General features: G+C 60.4%; 17 protein-coding genes. 4 read left to right on the forward strand and 13 right to left on the reverse strand.

All coding sequences use genetic code 11. From position 1 onward, the window contains the following. Positions 1-30: 30 nt before the first annotated feature. The 13 genes from ACIQTW_RS06185 to ACIQTW_RS06245 all read right to left on the reverse strand — a co-directional run bounded on the left by ACIQTW_RS06185 (position 31) and on the right by ACIQTW_RS06245 (position 14,342). On the reverse strand, positions 31-774 hold the full coding sequence (locus ACIQTW_RS06185) for a 3-oxoacyl-ACP reductase family protein (protein WP_402934869.1): 744 nt from the start codon (positions 772-774) through the stop codon (positions 31-33). Then, positions 771-1,595: an alpha/beta fold hydrolase gene (locus tag ACIQTW_RS06190; RefSeq protein ID WP_402934872.1), complete on the reverse strand. Its 825-nt coding sequence runs from the start codon at positions 1,593-1,595 to the stop codon at positions 771-773. Before ACIQTW_RS06190 ends, ACIQTW_RS06185 begins: the two co-directional genes overlap by 4 nt. Further along, positions 1,588-2,580, reverse strand: a complete 993-nt coding sequence (locus tag ACIQTW_RS06195; RefSeq protein ID WP_402934875.1) for a VOC family protein — start codon at positions 2,578-2,580, stop codon at positions 1,588-1,590. The genes ACIQTW_RS06190 and ACIQTW_RS06195 overlap by 8 nt, the downstream gene beginning before the upstream one ends. Before the next feature lie 32 nt (positions 2,581-2,612). Continuing rightward, positions 2,613-3,614 (reverse strand): PDR/VanB family oxidoreductase, encoded by a 1,002-nt coding sequence (locus ACIQTW_RS06200; protein WP_402934877.1) that lies wholly within the window; start codon positions 3,612-3,614, stop codon positions 2,613-2,615. A 6-nt stretch (positions 3,615-3,620) separates the two neighbouring features. Continuing rightward, positions 3,621-3,965, reverse strand: a complete 345-nt coding sequence (locus ACIQTW_RS06205) for a RidA family protein (protein ID WP_402934880.1) — start codon at positions 3,963-3,965, stop codon at positions 3,621-3,623. A 41-nt stretch (positions 3,966-4,006) separates the two neighbouring features. Next, positions 4,007-5,494 (reverse strand): aldehyde dehydrogenase, encoded by a 1,488-nt coding sequence (locus ACIQTW_RS06210; RefSeq protein WP_402934883.1) that lies wholly within the window; start codon positions 5,492-5,494, stop codon positions 4,007-4,009. A gap of 148 nt (positions 5,495-5,642) precedes the next feature. Next, on the reverse strand, positions 5,643-6,797 hold the full coding sequence (locus tag ACIQTW_RS06215) for an XdhC family protein (protein WP_402934886.1): 1,155 nt from the start codon (positions 6,795-6,797) through the stop codon (positions 5,643-5,645). Then, on the reverse strand, positions 6,790-9,129 hold the full coding sequence (locus ACIQTW_RS06220; protein WP_402934889.1) for a xanthine dehydrogenase family protein molybdopterin-binding subunit: 2,340 nt from the start codon (positions 9,127-9,129) through the stop codon (positions 6,790-6,792). Before ACIQTW_RS06220 ends, ACIQTW_RS06215 begins: the two co-directional genes overlap by 8 nt. After that, entirely contained in the window at positions 9,126-9,659 is a 534-nt protein-coding gene (locus tag ACIQTW_RS06225) for a (2Fe-2S)-binding protein (RefSeq protein ID WP_402934892.1), read from the reverse strand. Before ACIQTW_RS06225 ends, ACIQTW_RS06220 begins: the two co-directional genes overlap by 4 nt. A 6-nt stretch (positions 9,660-9,665) precedes the next feature. Continuing rightward, a complete protein-coding gene (locus ACIQTW_RS06230) occupies positions 9,666-10,553 on the reverse strand; it encodes an FAD binding domain-containing protein (RefSeq protein ID WP_402934895.1) in 888 nt (295 codons plus the stop codon). A gap of 132 nt (positions 10,554-10,685) precedes the next feature. Next, complete coding sequence (locus ACIQTW_RS06235) at positions 10,686-11,540, reverse strand: TauD/TfdA dioxygenase family protein (protein WP_402934898.1); 855 nt, start codon at positions 11,538-11,540, stop codon at positions 10,686-10,688. A 47-nt stretch (positions 11,541-11,587) separates the two neighbouring features. Next, on the reverse strand, positions 11,588-12,943 hold the full coding sequence (locus tag ACIQTW_RS06240; RefSeq protein WP_402934901.1) for an MFS transporter: 1,356 nt from the start codon (positions 12,941-12,943) through the stop codon (positions 11,588-11,590). Between the two features lie 223 nt (positions 12,944-13,166). Continuing rightward, on the reverse strand, positions 13,167-14,342 hold the full coding sequence (locus ACIQTW_RS06245; RefSeq protein ID WP_402934904.1) for a TetR/AcrR family transcriptional regulator: 1,176 nt from the start codon (positions 14,340-14,342) through the stop codon (positions 13,167-13,169). Between the two features lie 376 nt (positions 14,343-14,718). On the opposite strand from ACIQTW_RS06245, the gene ACIQTW_RS06250 reads away from it, so the two are divergent. From ACIQTW_RS06250 to ACIQTW_RS06265, 4 genes are read left to right on the forward strand one after another with little or no spacing between them, the layout of a single operon-like run. Next, positions 14,719-15,825: an ABC transporter substrate-binding protein gene (locus ACIQTW_RS06250; protein ID WP_402934906.1), complete on the forward strand. Its 1,107-nt coding sequence runs from the start codon at positions 14,719-14,721 to the stop codon at positions 15,823-15,825. After that, a complete protein-coding gene (locus tag ACIQTW_RS06255) occupies positions 15,822-17,576 on the forward strand; it encodes an ABC transporter permease (RefSeq protein WP_402934909.1) in 1,755 nt (584 codons plus the stop codon). Before ACIQTW_RS06250 ends, ACIQTW_RS06255 begins: the two co-directional genes overlap by 4 nt. Continuing rightward, a complete protein-coding gene (locus ACIQTW_RS06260) occupies positions 17,569-18,672 on the forward strand; it encodes an ABC transporter ATP-binding protein (RefSeq protein ID WP_402934912.1) in 1,104 nt (367 codons plus the stop codon). Before ACIQTW_RS06255 ends, ACIQTW_RS06260 begins: the two co-directional genes overlap by 8 nt. Continuing rightward, positions 18,669-19,763, forward strand: a complete 1,095-nt coding sequence (locus ACIQTW_RS06265; RefSeq protein ID WP_402934915.1) for a threonine aldolase family protein — start codon at positions 18,669-18,671, stop codon at positions 19,761-19,763. The genes ACIQTW_RS06260 and ACIQTW_RS06265 overlap by 4 nt, the downstream gene beginning before the upstream one ends. Position 19,764 lies beyond the last annotated feature (1 nt).

A 19,764-nucleotide genomic window follows, 5' to 3' on the forward strand; every position in this document is an offset into this window, starting at 1 on the left:
CGACTTCGGTGGCCAGTGCCTTCAGTGGCTTCAATGGCTCATGACGAAGCCGCCATCCACCACGATGGTCTGGCCGGTGATGAAGCCTGCAGCATCGGATAGCAGGAACTGGACGGCACCTGAAACGTCCTTGGGTTGTTGGTCCCTTGGCAGCACGCGGTTCTCTTCATAGAGGCGGTAGCGGGAGGCCGGCACTGACTCGGTGGCTTCCACCCGCGTCAGGCCTGGAGCAACTGCGTTGACGCGGACACCGGCTGGTCCCGCGTCGCGGGCCATTGTCCGGGTCATCGCCAGGACTGCCCCTTTCGATCCGACATAGTGGACCAGGCGGGGAGAGCCGTACAGCGCTGCGTCTGAGGCGATGTTGACGATGGACCCTGTCTGGCTTTGTGCAAGCTGGGGGTAAAGGTGTTTGCTGACCAGCCAGGTCCCGTAGGCATTGACAGTCATCACCCGCTGGAAGAAGTCCTCGTCCAGTTCCCAAAAAGTGTCACCACCTACGCCGTCGGCAAGTGCCGCATTGTTGACCAGCGCATCGGCGCCGCCCAGGCGCTGGACTACAGCGGCCAGGTCTGCCACCGAGGCTTTGTCAGCAATGTCCGTAATGACCGCTGTCGCGTCGAAGCCCTGTCCACGGAGTGTTGCGGCAGCTTGCTCGGCGAGGTCTGTGTTCTTCTCGGCTATGACTACCCGGTCTCCGCTGCCTGCCAATCGCTGGGCGATGTCGAAGCCGAGTCCCCGCCCGGATCCAGTAACTACTACGAGACGCGTCACCGAAGGTCCTCCCAGAAAGCGAGGATGGCAGCGGACATCTCCATCGGCTTTTCCTGCACTGCGGCGTGCCCTGCACCGGGAATGATGCCCAGCGTGGCACCTGGAATGTTCTCTGCAAGGACCCTCGATTCCGCCACGCCCGTGATCACATCGTCCTGGCCCACTAAGACCAACGCCGGGATCCGGAGCCGAGGCAGCAGATCCGTGGTGTCGCACTGCGCCATCATGGTGGCGGCCGATGCAAAACCGGATAGGCGGACGGCGGCCATGTCCGCCCGTACAGCTTCGGCAACCCATGCGGGGGCGGACGGGGATACCAGTCTTGCGGCTCGCCGGGCCGCAAGAACTTCGGGGCCGACGGCGGCCAGTTCAGGAACGCGCGCCAGCATGCGTTGCGCGGCGGTCGCGGTAATTCCCGAACCCCTGGTGCTGTCCGCCAACACAATGGACCGCACTGCCTCAGGTGCTTGGGCGGCTATCCGGGTGGCGATTACTCCTCCCCATGACGTGCCGATCAGGTGGGCTGGGCCAACATCCAATGTGGCCAGGATGTCCAGCACCAGACCTGGATGATCCAAGCCATCCAGTGGAGCTGATGATTCGCCGTAACCGGGTGCATCCCAGCAAAACGTCTGGTATCCGTGTGCGCTCAGCAACTGAGCAAGGGCACCACAGGAAGACGCGGCGCCGCCGATGCCGTGCATGAGGAAGACAGGGGTTCCTTCGCCGCGAATAACCAGGGAGACCCCGTGGACAGTTTTCCGGCGTTCGGCAACAGTCAACGCTGTTTCGGTGGCTGGCTGCAACGAGGTGCTACGCATGGGCTTTTTCTGCCGCAGGAGCTTCCAGTACGGAGAAGTAGTCCTCACGCCCAGGGACCACCAGCGACCTGTACCCGCTATCCGGAATGCCAGCCATGGCGCTTCGCACCGCGGTGGTGGGCGGACCTGCCGTTCCCCACTGATCGGACAGTTCCGGCGTCCGCTCCCACGTGCGGCACAGCCAACTGTCCTCGTCCACTTGGGCTACTTCGGAGGTGTATTCGCAAACCAGGCCTGAGGGGTCCGTGAAATACGAAAACGTGTTGTCACCCGGGCCATGCCGGCCCGGCCCCCACTGGGGCGCGATGTTGTGCCGTTTCAGGTTGCCGATCCCGCGCATGAAGTGATCAATGCTCTGCATCTCGTAGGCCACGTGATTGACCGAAGTCCAGGGTGCTTGGTTGAACGCGATGGCATGGTGCTCGCTGTTGCACCGCAGGAAGGCCATCTGGTGCTCGGACCAATCTGAAATCCGCATCCCGAGCACCTGCGTATAGAAGGCTGTTGCGCGGTCAATGTCCACGGTATTGAGCACCACGTGGGCGATCTTGCGTGGAAGGGCCCGCCGGCCTGCGGGCTCCTGGCTGACAACCGCGTGGACGTCGGCGGAAAGTTCAACCAGCCTGCCTTCGGGGTCCACCAACTGGAGACCATAGCCGCCGGCAGCATCATCCAGAGGTCCGGGTTCACGGAAAAGTGGAATCCCCAGGGCAGTGAGCTTGGTAGCTGCACGGTCAACGTCCTGAGGCGTGGCCAGTGCGAAAGAGACCCCGCCCAAGGCATTCTGCTCGCCTCTTTCGAGCCTCAGGATGTGGTGCTCTGAACCGGTTCCGCGGAGCCAGAACTTGTCCGTGTCCTCCTCCACGGTGGAGAGGCCCCAGACTTCATGGTAGAAATCCCTGGCTGGCCGGGTATCGGGCACTTTCAGGGACACGGAACGCAGGGACCGCAGATTGCAGACAGGCTCTGCTGAGAAATAGTTCATGGGAATCAACCTTCAGTCGAGTGATTTTCGTACTAGAGATCCAAAATCAGGTCCCGGGACCGGCAACGCGAGACGCAAACAAACATGGATTTGTTCTCCGCCCGCTCGGCCGGGGAAAGCAGGAAATCACGGTGCTCAACGTCTCCCTCGATGACTCCTGTTTCACAGGTGCCGCAGATGCCTTCCGCGCATGAGCTGGGAACGTTGACGCCGGCGTCGTTCAAGGCCTCCAGAATCGAAACATCGGGCCCAACGGCGATCCGCTGGCCAGTGCTGTGGCAGATGACGTCGAAACTTGTCTCATCGAGTTCCGCTCCGGGCACGAGGTCCGGTGCTTTGAACCGCTCAATCCTCAATTGCGATTCGTCTGCCATGGCGCCGGCTACAGCTTGCATCAAAGATTCAGGCCCGCAGGCATACACCAATGCTTCAGGCGGGAGCGAGCCGACTGCCTCTGAGAGATCCGCGAATTTGCCATCGGCTTCGTCGACAGCGTGGATAGTTATCCGATGCCGGGGCAGGTCCGAAACCTCCGGCAGGAAAGCCATTGTTGAACGTGACCGGCCCGTATATAGAAGGGACCAATCAGCTCCGACTGATTCCAACCGCCGCACCATGGAAATGATCGGGGTGATGCCAATACCACCAGCTACCAATGCGTAGCGCTCGGCATGATCAAGCTGGAAGTTGTTGCGTGGACCCTCAACCTTAATGAGGGTTCCCACGGGGAGCTCATCATGGATCAGCTTGCTGCCACCGCGGGAATCGGGCGTTCGCAGCACGGCCACAGTCCAGCTCGTGGGGTCTTCCGGATCCGAACACAAGGAGTATTCGCGAGTGAGCCCATTGGGCAGGTGCAGGCTCAGGTGGGCGCCAGGACGCCACTGCGGAAGCGCGGCCCCGGCAGGATCAACAAACATGATCCGGATGACGCCGTCGGCTTCCCAGGTTTTCTGGTACACCCTGAGCGTCAGCATTTTCGGTTCGGGGACATCAAGGGTCACCGCCGCACGGTTCTGAATTTCCACGCTCATTGGTCCTCATTTCCTCCGGTGCGCGATTGCTTCGATTTCCACCGTGGCGCCATAGGGCAGGGCAGCGACCTCCACAAACGAACGTGCCGGACGCGGCTCCTCGAACAGCTGCTCGTAGTGACTGTTCGCTTCGTTCCGCAGCGTCACATCCGTGACGAAATAGGTGGTCTTAATGACGTCAGCCAAGGACATGCCGACGGTTTCCAGTCGTTCGGAAAGCCTCGCCGCTGCGGCAACCAGTGCTTCTGAGCGGCCGGGTACGGCCGTACCACTTTCATCCACCGACAATGCGCCGGAGATAAAGCCGAATCCCCCGGCCACAAAGGCGGGGCTGTAGGGGTGGGCATTCATTGACGAACCTTTCGAACGCAGGATGGTGGTAGCCGGCCCAGCTAGTTGCCGGCCCATGGGATGGAAGCACCCGAGAGGTCGATGTAGATGCTCTTCTGGTGCATGTAGGAACGAATGCCGTCCCGGCCCTTTTCGGTGCCCAGGCCGCTTTCCTTAAGCCCGCTGAACGGGGTGGAGATACTGAACTGCTTGTAGGTATTGACCCAGACGGTGCCGGCCGAAACGGCTCTCGCTGTGCGCCAAGCCAGGCGGTAGTCGGCGGTCCAGATTCCGCAGGCCAAACCAAAGACACTGTCGTTGGCTTGAAGGATGAGATCGGCTTCATCCTCAAACGGCAGGATCACGGCCACAGGCCCGAAGATTTCCTCCTGGCAAATGACGTCAGAGTTGCTCACACCGGCAATGATGGTGGGCTCGTAAAACGCACCGGCCCGAAGCCTGGACTCCTTGGGCACGTTGCCACCGCAGAGGATCCGGGCACCAGCCAGCTTCGCGTCCTCAACCATCCTGGCAACGGCGTCCCGGTGGGCATGGGCAACCAATGGCCCAACTTGAGTGCTTGCGTCCGTTCCCGGTCCGATTCGCAGCGCTTCGGCACCTTTTACCAGTCTTTCGACGACGGCGTCGTAGACCGAACGCTGAATGAAGACACGCGAGCCGGCAATGCAGCTCTGACCGCTCGAAGAGAAGATGCCATAAAGCACGCCAGCCACAGCCTGGTCCAGGTCAGCATCAGCAAAAATAATGGTGGGCGATTTCCCGCCCAGTTCCAAGGTAATCGGCATAATTTTCTCCGCGGCAATATGACCCAGTTGGCGTCCCGTGGAAGTGCCACCAGTGAAGGAAATCTTGCCAACGCCAGGGTGTCGGGCAATCGCATCGCCAATGATGCGGCCCGGGCCCGGAAGGACCGAAAGCAGACCTGCCGGAAGGCCCGCCTGCTCACAAATCCGTGCCAATAGGAGCGAAACCCAGGGAGCCCAGACGGGTGGCTTCACCAAGACTGCGTTTCCCGCCGCGAGTGCCGGAGCAACTTTCTGTGCGTCACTGGCAATCGGCGAGTTCCATGGCGTAATGGCTCCTACTACGCCGATCGCCTCATAGGTGGACATGCTGAGGTAGTTCCCGCGGGGGGACGTCAGTGCATCCTCCATGGTTTCCAGTGCGGAGGCAGTGAAGCGGAAGGTGGCTGCCGCGCTCATGGCGAGCGCCTTGGTTTCCACAAGTGTCTTACCTGTATCCAGCGTCTGCAGTTCGGCAATGCGGTCAGCATTGGCCTCAATCGCTGAGCTGATGCGGTGGAGGACAGCGGCACGTTCGTGAGGGAGTTTCTTTGCCCATCCGGTCTCTTCCACGGCCTTCAGGCCAGCAGCTACCGCGGCGTCCACATCCGCCGTCGTTGCTCCATGGAGGGTGGCGAATACCTCTGAGTTGGCGGGATTGACGGATTCGATCAGTGCGCCGCTGCCTCGGCTCCACACGCCGCCCACATAGATTTCATCCCGCGTATCCAGGCTGTCCGTACTCATCATCGGCTTCCGTTCATCTCTGTGTCATTCCCGCAGCGTCAATTCATGCCGTGCCGCCCAAGGGTGGTGTGTACCAACCTGTGAACTACGTCATACAAAAAGAATATCAGTAGTAAGATACTTTCTGTCAAGATATTTAGTACCAAAGTTAATTTGGCTTTGACGCTGCATGCTCCAGCGCAATTCTGTGGATGGGCTCGCTGGTATGCGCCAAGGGCAAGCCTGAGCTCTGGTTTTTGGCAGCGATGATCTCCGCCATGACGGAAACCGCAGTTTCAGCAGGAGTTGAAGCGGAAAGGCCCAAGCCGATGGGCGAGCGGAGCGTCGCCACCGACCGATCAGTGTGGCCCAAGCCAATCAGGCTCTCCCGGCGGTCACGGGCAGTTCGGCGTGAGCCCATCGCGCCGATGTACGCAAAACCGTGCCTCAGTGCTACATCAAGGACCGGAACATCGAATTTGGAATCATGGGTCAACACACAGATGGCTGCATCCGGTGCGAGCCTTCCCATTGCGATTTCTTTCTGCAGGTAGCGCGACGGTTGATCGACCACGATCTCATGGGCTGAGGGAATCCGCTCGGCCGTCGCGAAGACAGCACGGGCATCGCAAACAGTGACGTGGAAGCCGAGGAAAGCCCCCAGTTGGGCCAGGGAGGCGGAGAAGTCGATGGCCCCGAAGATCATCAACCTACGGGCGGGACGGTAGACGTCGATCAGTAAGGACAGCGGCTTTTCGGTTCTGGTATCCGGCAGGAGAGTGACCGACGTCGTACTTCCGGAGGCTATTGCCTCCTGGACTGCAACCCCCGCGGCGCGGACCGCATCGGGAGCAAGGGCTGTACCTTCAAACAGCTCTTCGATTTCCGCAGTCTGCAGCACTAATTCGGATCGACCCACCAAGTCAGGCACGCCGTCGAAAATGGTGACCATGGCGCAGGGCAGATTCTCTTCCAAAGCCCTTTTCAGTGACCCAAAATGCCGGCAGGAGGCCGGAGCGTACTTCTGGATGAAAATCTCGACCGTTCCGCCGCACGTCAACCCGATGCCGAATCCGTCATCGTCTGAAATGCCAAATCGGTGGAGCTCCGGCACCCCGCTGGCGAGGACCCCGGCTGCTGCTCCGATCACGCTTGCCTCGATGCATCCACCCGAAACGGAACCGACCGGCGATCCGTCGTCGGTGACAAGCATGGATGTCCCGACTGCCCGTGGTGCGGAGCCCTCGGTGCGCACTACCGTGGCCAGGGCGACATGTTGATCGTTCAGCAACGATTTTTCCAGCGCCTCCAGCACCTCACGCATTTCCGTCGGCCCCGCCTTGGTGCAACCGCGCGGCGCGGATGCCGTTGTAGACGCGTTCAGGCGTCATGGGCAACGATGTGAGCTGTGCCCCGGTGGCGTCAGCAATGGCTTGGGCAATAGCCGGAGCAATGGGAAGCATGCCACCCTCGCCCATGCCCTTGGTCCCAAACGGTCCCGCGCCATGGCCTTGTTCCTGGGTAATGGAGGAAAAAAGTCGGGGAATGTCCTCGGCCAAAGGCACCCGGTAGAGGAGCGCCTCGCCATTCAGCAGCTCACCGTCTTCGTACCGCAGTTCCTCGAAGAGAGCCTGCGCCAACCCGAAGACCGCTGCGCCCTCGTCCTGGCCGCGGCAACCCAACTTGTTCACCACCTTGCCCGCGTCGCCACTAACCACCAGCTGCAATAGCTCCACCCGGCCCGTTTCCGGATCAACCTCCACTTCGGCAGCTGCCCAACCAATCTCCCAAAAAATGCAGGGTGCCTCCAGGGGTGCGCTGCTGGAGTTGCGGACCTTGTAGTAACCGTCCGCTGTGAACTCGAATCCCGTGCCGCCGAATCTGTCCAGAATCAGCGGCGGGAGCTCATAGGTGATGCCTTCAGCATCAACGATGTGCCAGTTGTCCAGACGGATCGATTGGCGATCCAGCATCAGGTGTTCGGCCGCCGTGTCAAGCACCGAACACTTCACTCGCTCCGCAGCCTGCAGGACGGCATGACCCATGACGGCGATGCCGGAAGAGGCGTTGGTGCCTTGATCGAAGGGGGTGTTGTCGGTATCAATAGCGGCATACTTCACCCGCTTCGGATCGCATCCAAGCGTCTCCGCCACGATCTGGCACAACGCCGAATGACCGCCTTGGCCCATTTCCACCAGCGCGCAATTCAGGAACACATCTCCGTTGGTGGTCACCTTGACCCGAGCTTGGGCAGGCTTGTTGACGCCGCCACCATCTTTGAGGCCGATGGCAACCCCCATGCCACGGTTACCTGAGCGCCGCCGATCGCGATAACCGATGGCGTCCGCCACCAGGTTCAGGCCATGTTTAAGGTCCGAATCTATGGGCGTTTCTCCGGGAACGAACTCCTCCCCCAAATCCTTGGCGTTCATTAGCCGAAGCTCAAGGGGATCTAAACCCAGCCGCTCGGCGATCAGGTCAACCTGGCGCTCACTGGCCCAGGTGGCCTGCGTTGCGCCGAAACCACGGTAGGCACCTGCGGGGACAGTGTTGGTGATCACCGCTTGGCAGACGGAATCTATTCGTTTCCAGCGGTAGGCGCCGGGCATCCGATACCCCGCTTTCTCCGCCACCAGCGGGCTGGCATCCGCGTAAGCCCCACCGTTAAGCAGCACCCGCGACTGGCGCGCCATGAACTCACCGTCTGCCTTGAGCCCGGATTTAACCGTGAGGACGGCGTCGTGCTGGCTCAGTGTCAGGAAGACTTCCTCTGTGCTCATGCAATAACGCACCGGCCGCCCACCCGACAACTGTGAGAGCCGGATGGCGACCGCCTCCGTTTTTGGGCCGTTCTTGGCGCCAAAGCCCCCGCCCAAAAGCGGGACGTTGACCCGGATGTCGTTCTCAGGCAGCCCGAAAACCCTCGCCAGTTCCTTGCGCATTGGGAAAGGGCTTTGAGTTGAGGTCCACACTTCGATTTCGTTCGCTGTGGCCTCGGCAACAGTGGCAAAGGGTTCCAAGTGCATGTGGTTCATACGGGAGAAGGTAAAGGTGTCCTCGAAGATGTAGTCGCAATCCGCCCAGACGCTTTCCTCTCCCGTTTCGTAGCGGAATTCGTAGCTCACGTTGTGGGCCGTGTGCGCCGCCCCCGAGGCTCCATCGCCGTACTCGGGATAGGCGGCGAACGGCTGGTCTGGAAAGATGGCGGGCGCGGAGGGCTCCATCGCTGCTCTTACATCAAAGACAGCCGGCAGTTGCTGGTACTCGATACGGATAAGATCCAGTGCGGCAAAAGCTGTACGTTCGTCCACGGCAGCTACTGCAGCCACGACGTCGCCAACATAGCGGACCGACTCTGTGGCCACAATCGGCTGGTCTTTGACGTAGGTGCCGTAGGAACGCAGGCCCGTGATTTCCTCGCGGGTGACCACGGCAGTGACTCCTGGCAGGGAGCGGGCGGCCGAAGCATCGATCCTCAGAATGCGGGCGTGCGCGTGCGGGCTTCGCAAGACCTTAGCGTGAAGCATCCCGGGCTTCTCGATGTCCACTGTGTAGACGGCACGGCCGGTGACCTTGGCGGTGCTGTCCAAGCGCGGGCGGTCGCGTCCAACGATCGGCGCATCGTCCGGAGCGCAAGGATTCACGGAGCCGGTCATTCCGAAACCTGATCCTGCTGCTTCGCCGCGGCCAGTTCCGCGGCGCGCTCCACGGATTCCAAAATCATCTCGTAGCCCGTACACCGGCAGGTGTTCGAACTGATCCATTCCCGGATCTGGTCCCGGTCCGGTTGCGGATTCTGCCGCAGCAACGCCGTGGTCAACATCAACATGCCGGATGTGCAGAAACCGCATTGGAAGCCGCCACATTCCCCGAATGCCTGCTGCTGGGCACTCAACGTGCCGTCCTGGGCTGCCAAGCCCTCAACCGTTTCAACACGTGTACCGTCAACGTCGAAGGCAAACGTGGAGCACGCAGCTACAGGAAGGTCATCAACTAAAACTGTGCAGGCGCCGCAGACACTGCGCTCACACGATGCACGGATCCCCTGTTTACCGCAGCCGTTGCGAAGCAGGTCCAAGACCGTGGTACTCGTAGGGACACAATGCCGTTCCGGGCTTCCGTTCAGCTCGAATTCAACCTTGTGGGTGAATGCTTCCTCGCTTGATTCCGGTGATTCAAGGTTCATGGCAGGCTATCCTTTCCTTTGGTTACCGGTTGCTTGGGCAAGAAGACGGCGGCAGAGAACGCCCACCAAGTGTCGGCGGTAGTCGATGGACCCCGCGTAGTCGCCCGCCTCGTCCGGAAGCTGAGCCGCCAGAACCCTGCCCACGGAAACCGGGTCAAGCTCGGCGATGTCAGTTGTCCCGGCAGTGTGCGACAGGACAAAAGGCTGCCGGTATTCACTGCCACAGACAGCAGAAACGTTGAGGCCGGCCACCGGGTCCTTTCGTACAGCGACGGACACGGTGCTCACCGGGCGCATTGACCGCTCGTAGCCGAACCACAACAGGGACGCAGTGTCGACGGCGACGGCGGTCAGAATGCCAGTATTGCCAATGTTCCGGTCCCGGAGTGAGTCCCGGTCCCAAAGTGAAGAGACGGGCAGGGCTTCAACGTCACCGCCTTGAAACTGCATCTGCCCACCCAGCGCCGCCAGAATGACAGGCATTTCGTATCTATATCGACGGGAAAGGAGATTGCCTCCGAGGGTGCCGCGATAGCGGATTCGAACTGTGGCAATTGATCCCCAGGCTGCTGCCAGGGCAGGCACGGTGGACAGTATTTCCGGGCTTCTGCTGCCTTCAGCGTGGCTCACCAAGGAACCAATCCGCAGAACCCCGGCATTATTCGATATGGCCTTCAATTCCTTGATCCGTTGCACGGAAATCAGCACCTCCGGCTCCAATCCCTCGCGGAATTGCGCCACCAGGTCCGAACAACCCGCCGCAATCACAGCCTCTGGATACTGTCGGGCAAGAGCCACAGCAGCTCCGAGCGAAGTGGGCTGATGCAATATAAAGGGTGGAAGGGCGGACTGGCTCTGGGCTATCAGCCCCGCCCCTAATTTCTGGCCTCGCATTGGTCAGCCTTCTTTCGCTTTCGCCCGGTAGGGGCTTTCTGCCGCGGCACCCTCGCCCGGCAAAACCTTGAGTTTCATAACAACCGGCCGGGCGACCCAACAACAGGCCGCCCGGCACGGTTACAGCGCGCACTACGCCGGGCGGTCACCCTTCAAGGTGACCCGGTGCATCAGCCTGTAGTGCGGGTGGTAGTCCCCCACCGCATAGTGTTGGGTTGATCGGTTGTCCCAGATCACCAGGGAGTTCGGTTCCCAACGGAAACGAACTTGGTATTCCGGGGTCCTGGCGAGGTCGGTGAGCATGTTTCGCAGCGAGTCCCCCAGTTGGGTTGAAATGCCCGTAAGCCGGGTGGTGAACAGCGCGTTGACGTAGACAAGCTTGCGGCCGGTTTCCGGATGCTTACGCACAACAGGGTGCGTCATGGGTGGATACTTTCGCCGGGTATCCTCGTAGCGCGCCTCGCCGTCGGGACCCTGGCGGACAACGCCGGTGAGTTCCTTTTCCCAGTCGTGCACTCCCTCAAGACCGTCAATGACGCTTTTCACGTTCTCCGGCAGCGCGTCATACGCGGCGGTCATGCTCGCCCAGAGCGTATCCCCGCCGCAGGGTGGAATTTCCTGGGCGTGAAGGCAAGTAGCGGAATTCGGCGTCGCTTGCCAGGTCAAGTCCGAATGCCAGACGTCTGTTCCGGCGGCCCGGCCACGCGATTCCAACACCTCGATGTGCGGATATTCGGGGAGGGAGGGGAAGAACGCACTTACTTCCTGGGGGTCGCCGAAAACCTTGGCGAATTCGATTTGATCATCCGGCGTGATGTGCTGATCGCGGAGAAACAGCACTTGGTGCTCGAGGAAAGCTTCCCGTAGTTCCGTCCGGCATTCCGGGGTGATCTCTTCACGTAGATCCAGTCCATGGATGTACGCCCCGATGGTGGGTGTTGCTCGTTCCAGCGTGAATGTTTTGAACTGTTGATCGTTGCCGCTCATGGTAGTTCCTTCCTTTTTTGGCGTTTGATACAGCGGAATGCTTTGTGTCACTCCGAATACGTGGATGCGGGGACCTCATCAGCCCCGGTCGCATCGCTGCGTCTCCCAGCCCGCGATGCCTTCTTTCGGATCACCCGTCCGAGCAAAACAGCGCAAGTGATGGACACCGTTCCGGCGACGAAGACGTAGAGCGAAGTTGAGACAGACGCATTTGTCGCAGCAAACAGGGCACCGGCAATAAGGGGTGCAATGGCGCTGCCGAAGAGATTGCCGAGAGTAGTAGCCAAGGACAACCCGCTATAGCGGACCTTTGCGTCAAAGGCGGTGGAGAAGTATGCCGGCGACAGTGCCCATGGGATATAGACGGCCACCGTTGCCGCAACGTAGCACACGGCGATGAGGCCATAAGTGCCCCCATCAAGGGCAAAGTACAGGGGGAAAGCAACGATGACGATGAGCGCAAGGCCCCACAAGTACACCCGCTGCCCGCCGAATTTGTCTGAGAGCGCACCGGCGATGGGGGTAACTACAAAGCCAATCGCAGACGTGACGATCACCAGGACCAACATCGCCGTCGAATCCAGCTCTCCGGACTTCCCTGCGTAAACAAAGTTGTACACGGTGATCAGGTAGAAGAAGATCCCAGGCGCCAGGCTGGCGCCGGCTACAAGGAACACTTGCTTGGGGTGTGTCCGAAGCACCTCGACTACAGGCAGACGCACCACGCCGTGGTTAGCTTTGACGCGATCGAACTCGGGGCTTTCCGCGACCTTCACACGAATAACCAGGCCAGTGATAACCAGGACCGCGCTGAGCAGGAACGGGACCCTCCACCCCCAGGCCATGAAGGCATCCTCCGACATCGACTCAAGGGGTATGTACAAGGTCATGGCCAGGATCAGCCCGACTGCAACGCCTGCCTGCGGCCAGCTACCGAAATAGCCTCGCTTCCCTTCGGGGGAATGTTCGGTAGCCATCAGCACTGCACCGCCCCACTCTCCCCCGAGTGCGAATCCTTGGGTCAGCCGCAGTATGACCAGCAGAATCGGGGCGAAAACGCCTATCGAGTCGTAGGTGGGCAGTAGACCAATGGCTACAGTGGCGATGCCCATGATGAGGATGGTGAGGACCATCATAGGCTTCCGGCCTGCCCGGTCACCGAAGTGCCCAAAGACGATGGCCCCGATGGGACGGGCGACGAAACCGGCCGCGAAAGTGGAGAACGCAAGCAAGGTCCCGGTTGTCGGGTCGAAGCCAGGGAAGAAGAGCTGGTGAAAAACGAGCACCGCTGCGGTGCTGTAGATAAAGAAGTCGTACCACTCGATAGTCGTGCCGATGAGGCTCGCGAAGGCGACCTTCCTCGGAGAACTCGCGCCCGATGGTTGTGCGACCACTGCACTCATATTGTGCCTCCAGGTAATTTTGCGAACAGTCGGCCCCGCTATGCGTGGACCCTGGTGATCAGGGCTGCCTTAGGCACCTGTCTCAGAATGAGCTTTGAAGTGATGCAGATTACTTCAGTAGTCATTATCTTATGACTGAGATGCTTTGTGCGCAAGATCTCATTTCTCATGGAATGTGGCCGGAAAACTCAAACAGTCCGCGGACTCGAGGAGGCGCTGACCCTCACTGGGTGGTGGGAGCTATGAGGCCTCTGGCAATCTGTTCAAGAATTTCCTGGATGCCATTGATATCCCGAAGGAACGGAGTGCGAACAACGCTGCTGATCACATGCAACGCCGCCTTAACCCGGATCCTGACCACTTCCTGATCGGCGCCGGGGTAAACGTCCTGGACGAGCGAGGTGACATCGGTGATGTAGTCACCTTGGGCCTCCACCAAGTTCCGCAACTCCCGTTCGGGAAGGTGCGGACGTTCTGACACGGCCAATTGCAGGAATTCCGGGCTTCCCAGTGAGAACGCAATGTATGAGGAAAGAATGCGCTCCAGCGCCTCTGCAGCATCAGCGGCTTCAGTGAGAGCCCGCGACATGTCCATCCACCGCACTTCCTTGGCGCGATGCAGTGCTGCGGCAAGCATTTCCGCCTTACTGTCGAAATGGCGGTAAATGCTGGGACCCGCCACTCCAACTTCGGCGCCGATGTCGTCAAGGCTGACGGCGTCAAACCCGTTCGCAGCGAACTGTCGGATTGAGGCTGCCAGCAATGCCTCACGGCGGGTGCGCGGCAAGTCGATGGGCCCGCTACGGTGATTCGTCGCTGCTTCAATCGGGGGCATTGGCATGACCAGTAGTGTGCGGGCGAGCGTGGTCAGCTGGGATTCTTCGTCCGCACGCGAGAGCCGATTTGGGTCGTGCGAAACACTGATCATCGCCGCAAACATGGCCCACGCGCGCAGGTCCGCCTCGGCGGCGGGCAGGGCGGAGCTGCCGGACTGCAGCTTGCCGCTGATGGCGAACTTGATACCGCTGGCGATATCGAAACGGATGGCAGGCGGGAGATGCCGGGATTCACGCTCCCACAGGACACCATTTTCCCGGTGCACCAGAATGGCCCGTCCCAGCGCCGTGACCAACTGTTCGAGGTCGCCGTCGGGCGTCTGGGTAATGCTATCCAAAACGGGCTGGAGACTGGCCACCACTGCCTCGCGAAGAAGCTCACCCTTGCCTGGAAAATGCCGGTAGAGGGCGGATGGCTGCACTGCCATCGCCTTGGCCACATCAGTCATGCTGACTTGGGGGTACCCCTTCTGCGCGAAGAGGTCGCCTGCCGCAGCAAGTATCAGCGCGCGCCGGTTCCGCGGCCTAGTGCCGCGCTCCGGGGCGGTGGAGGACTTTTTCATGTTCTTAAGATTAGTCGCATTCACTTATTGCGCAATAGCCCGCTACGTGCCAAAGTTTAAGAACAACCTGCGGATCACTGAACTTCACTTACGGATAAGCCAGTTGACGCGAGACAGCGATGCCTCACCCTGGCAGACACATGAAGGTTCCCCGCAACATAAGCACCGGCCAGAAGTCCCCCGCAGCCGATGCCGATTCACTTACGGGACGCCAAGGTGGCTCGTAGACCCCAGAGAAACAACGCAAGAACGAGACACCCCGATGGACAGGATTTTCAGGGCGCTTGCGGCGCCCCTTCCGCGAGTTTCCATCCCACGCGATAACTCAACGCACCGTCCCAACCCAAAGTTCAGTGCCGTGACAAAGGAGTCCCACATGAAACGACGTGCAATAGTCGCTGTTGCTGCACTTTGCGGCTTCGCAGCCCTGACTGGCTGCAGCAGCGGGAATGACGCCCCCAATGCCTATGCCGTCAAGACGGACATTCCGACGGCAGCTGCAATGGACCCGGCAATCCTGGATGCCGCCCGCAAGGAAGGCTCGCTTTTGGTTTACGGCGAGGCGAATGAGGCGACCATGAAACCGGTACTGGCTGCTTTCCAAACCCAATACCCCGATATCAAGACCAGCTACATCAGCCTTGGCGGCACCGAAAGCTTCCAGCGCTACCTCAACGAGAAAGCCACTGGCGGAAAGACGGCGGACGTCATCGTCAGCCTGCAAGGCGCGAACTTCCTCGATCTGGTCAAACGTGGTGACATACAGGACTTCACACCACCTGCCGCCGCGCCACTGCCCGACTTCGCGAAACTCGCCCCCGGCGTCTTCGCAATGGAACTGAACCCGGTCATGGCACTGATCAACACCACGCTCCTGCCCGAATCTGAACAACCCGATTCCCTGGAGGCCCTCGCCAGGATGTCCAGTGACCCCAAACTCGCAGGGAAGATCGTCACTTATGACGGCACTACCGAGTTTGGCTACACGGTTAATCACGCATACATAGCCAAGGCGGGAGAGGCCGGCTGGAGCGTCTTGGATCAGCTCGGAAAGAACACCAAGGTGGAAGCCAGTGCTGGGCCCATGTACAACAAACTCCTGCAGGGCGAGTACACCATGTCCTACTTCCAGTCCGGCGCTACCCGGCCACTCCTCACCGGCGCTACCGCGAAGGTGCTGAACTACAAGTTCTTCAAGGACGGAACACCCTTCATGCCCCGCGGTGCCGGAGCAACAACCGGGGGTAAGTCCCCCAATGCGGCCAAAGTGTTCCTCAACTTCCTGATTGACAAAGCCGGCCAAACCGCCGGTTGCGCCGGCGGGTTCGCACCGTACTTGGAGGGGGTGGACTGCCCGGTGAACCTCGCGAAGGTAACAGAGCAATTGGGTGCGGAGAACATCAACATCGCCAGGTGGGATGAGGCCCTGGTGAACGATGCACCGGCCTTCAAGAACCGCTGGAAGGAAGCATTCGGGCGATGAGCAGCTCCACCCTTACAGATCCCAAGGCGGCGCTACCGCCGTCGGGTGTTGGAAGCATCAAGCGAGCATGGTTGCCGGAGAAAGTCATCCACTACGGTGTCTGGATCCTCGCAGTCCTGCTGATCCTCGGTCCGATCGTGCCGATCGTCTGGTCATCACTCTGGTCCACGCCGCTCTATGAGGGCGGCGGCAGCGGTACCTTGGACAACTTCCGGAAACTGGCGACCGATCCTCTCTGGTGGTCAGCCGTGGCCAACAGCCTACAGTTCGCCGTTTTCGCCACCGTCGGGTCAGTTCTGGTTGGGACCACAGTGGCCTTGTTGGTTGCCCGCACCGACCTCCCGCTGCGGAGGCTCTACTCAGCCCTGATCGTCCTGCCTTTGGTCCTGCCTGGACTAGTGCTCATCGTCGGGTGGCAGTCAATGTGGTCGAAGAACGGATATGCCACACATTTACTGGAACAGTACACACCGTTCACAGTCCCCTTTGACCTCTACAGTGTTGCAGGAATGGTGGTCATGGGTACGGTCCTTGGCTCGCCCGTGGTCTACCTCTTTGCCCGGGGGACGCTGTCCTCAGGCGATTCGACACTCGAGGAAGCCGCCCGTTGCGCCGGCGCCGGTCCCTTCCGTGCACTGCTTTCGGTGACTCTGCCGTTGCTGCGCCCGGCCTTACTCAACTCCGGGCTGCTGGTCTTCGCTTTGGCGCTGGAAACACTGGGCATTCCCCTCATCCTTGGTACTTCAAAGAACATCGACATGATGTCCACCTACCTGTACCGGCAGTGGACAGGAAGCGCCGACGGCGGTGGAGGAGTTCTGCCTGCAGGTGCCGTCATGTTGTTGCTCGCCGTCACTTTGCTGCTGTTGCTGCGCAACCGCCTGGCCGGCGACCTTGCCCGCTTCACCACGACCGGCGGCAAGTCATCCAGGCCGGCAGTCGTCGTCAGATTAGGCCCCTTTGGCTGGTTGCTGTCTGCCGGCGTCGGAGTTCTTCTTGGTTGCGCAACCCTGGTGCCGCTCAGCGGGGTGGTTCTCGCCTCCGTCACCGCTGTTCTGACCCCGGCGATCAACCCGTTCAGCCTGCTGACACTTGACCATTTCTCGGCGATTCTGACCAATCCGCTCTACACCGGAGCTATTGGCAACAGCTTGCTGATTGCCACAGTCGGCGCCGCCATCGCGACAGCCTGTATCGCCGTCATCGCATTGGTTGCCCACCGTTCCAGCTTCCGGTTCCGGGGATCCTTGGAGCACATCGTGCTTTATCCCCGGGCAGTCCCAGGCCTGATCACCGGTATGGCCTTCTTCTGGACGTTTGCAATCCTGGACCAGTCCGGAACTTTCAGAGCCACACTTTGGGCGGTGGGAATCGCTTTCGGGGTCCGTGCACTCGCCATGGGTTACGCGGCGTTCTATCCGTCACTTGCCGCGCTGGGTGCGGACCTGGACCGCGCCGCGCGCTCGGCCGGGGCAGACTGGTGGACAGCGATGCGCACCATCATCCTCAGCCTGCTGAGGCCAGCCATGGGCATCTCATACGTCCTGCTGTTTGTAGCAATGCTCAATGAAGCCGACGCCGCAGTTTTCCTGGTGACCCCTGAAACCCAGGTTCTTGGACTGGCAATGCTTCAAATCGCAGCAAATGGCCTCGGCGGCACCGTCGCCGCCCTCGGAGTTATCCAACTCGTCATCACCGCAGCTGTCCTGGGCGCAGGACGCATCCTGTTTGGAGTTCGCCCTAATGTCTGATCTGGTCATCACCAATCTCACCAAGAAATTTGGCCGTCTGACGGTCTTGGACAACGTGTCAGTGACAGCCTCCGACGGACAGATCCTGACGTTGCTGGGGCCCAGTGGCTGCGGCAAATCCACAACACTCTGGTCCATCGCAGGACTGCTCAAGCCGGACGGAGGCAGCATTGTTGTGGGCGACCAGACCTTGTTCAACCACGACTCTTCCGCCTTCCTGCCGCCGGAGCGCCGCGACTGCGGCGTGGTTTTCCAGTCCTATGCCGTGTGGCCGCACATGAAAGTCCGCGACAATGTGGGCTATCCGCTACGGCTGCGACGCTACAAGGCCGAGGCACTTCGCAAACGCGTCGATGAAGTGCTCGAGCTGGTTGACCTCTCTGATCAGGCAGATCGCTATCCTCATCAGCTCTCCGGCGGTCAGCAACAACGGGTGGCGCTGGCGCGCGCCTTGGCCTTCCCTCCGCGCCTACTGCTCCTGGACGAGCCGTTTTCCAATCTTGATGCCAAGCTGCGGGAACGGACCCGCGATTGGTTGCTTCAGTTGCAACGCAAGATTGGCGTCACCACGGTATTTGTGACCCACGATCAAGACGAAGCCTTGGCAATGAGCGACAAAATTGCGGTCATGTCTGCCGGAACCGTCCGCCAGATTGGTACTCCGGAGCAGATCTACAACGATCCCGCCGATCTCTTCGTTGCTGATTTTGTTGGCACCAGCAACCTGCTGGAGGGAACAGTGATTGGCCGCTCAAAGGGGATCCTGACCATCAAGATCGATGGGTTGGACCAAGCGATCCACGTACCATCCGCAATTGATTCCGACGGCGTCGTGGTTGCCGTTCGTCCGGAAGCGCTGGCGTTGTTGCCTGACGATGCGTCGTCAGACGGCTACGAAATGACTGTCAATGGTCCTGTCCTTGATAGGTCATATCACGGCCATCATTTCCGGTACAGGGTGGGCGTCGGCGAACAGGCCCTGGTGGTCGAAACGCGGGAGCGGACGGATTCCTCCCATGTGCGCGTGGGTATTCCACGGGACGGGTACAAATTGTTCCGGCCCCGCACTGCTACGGCGCCCAAGGCCGCACAGTGATTCCCGTCGGATCAAGCTACCCCATCAGGATCGACCTGTTCAGCGACACTATTACCCGGCCAACAAAGGCCATGCGCCAGGCCATGGCAAACGCCGAAGTCGGGGACGAGCAGAAGGGTGAAGACCCCTCCACCAACGAACTGGTTGCCCTGACGCGGGAGCTTCTGGGCAAGGAGGAGGCTGTCTTCCTGCCATCAGGGACGATGTGCAATCAGATCGCCTATGCCCTGCACTGCCGCCCTGGAGACGCGATTCTTGTTGACGAGACCGCGCATTCGATGTGCCATGAGGAAACCGGCGCTCCAGCCTTGGCCGGTGCCCTGTACAGGCCGATCAAGGCTGACCGTGGCGTGTTTTCGGTTGCCCAGCTTGAAGCGGCGCTGCGCCCTGAGGGCAGATCATTCGCCCGCAACGCTGTGCTCTCCATAGAGCAGCCATCCAACCTTGGAGGTGGCACGTGCTGGTCGCTGGAGGGCATCACGTCCGTGACTAATGTGGCACGGGCTCACAAAATAAAAACCCACATGGATGGCGCACGCCTGCTCAATGCGGTGGTGGCCACCGGTGTACCCGCCCGGGAGTTTTGTGCCCCGTTCGACTCAGTCTGGCAGGACCTCAGCAAGGGACTCGGCGCCCCCATAGGAGCAGTGCTGGCCGGCGACGCTGATTTCATCAGTGAGGCCTGGCGGCTCAAGCAACGGTGGGGTGGATCCATGCGCCAATCAGGCATTGTGGCGGCAGCAGGTACGTTTGCCCTCCGCAATAACGTGGACAGGCTCGCAGATGACCACGGGAATGCCCGCCTGCTGGCTGAACTTCTTGCTGTCAACCCCCATATTTCGATTGATCCGTCAACAGTTCAGACAAATATTGTCCTCTTTGACCTGGTCGACTTTCCCGTTACCGCTGCGGTGCTGGTAGATCGCCTGCTTCAGACGAGCGGGATCCGGATGGGCGCTTTTGGTCCATCCACGATTCGTGCCGTCACCCATCTGGACGTTGACACGGATGACGTACGCCTCGCCGCTGACGCGCTCAGGGAGTTGCTGGACGAAACCTACTCGATGCACGTAAGCACAAGGAGCAACTAAC

The organism is Paenarthrobacter sp. NPDC090517, from assembly GCF_044769165.1.
In the GTDB taxonomy this organism is placed as follows: domain Bacteria; phylum Actinomycetota; class Actinomycetes; order Actinomycetales; family Micrococcaceae; genus Arthrobacter.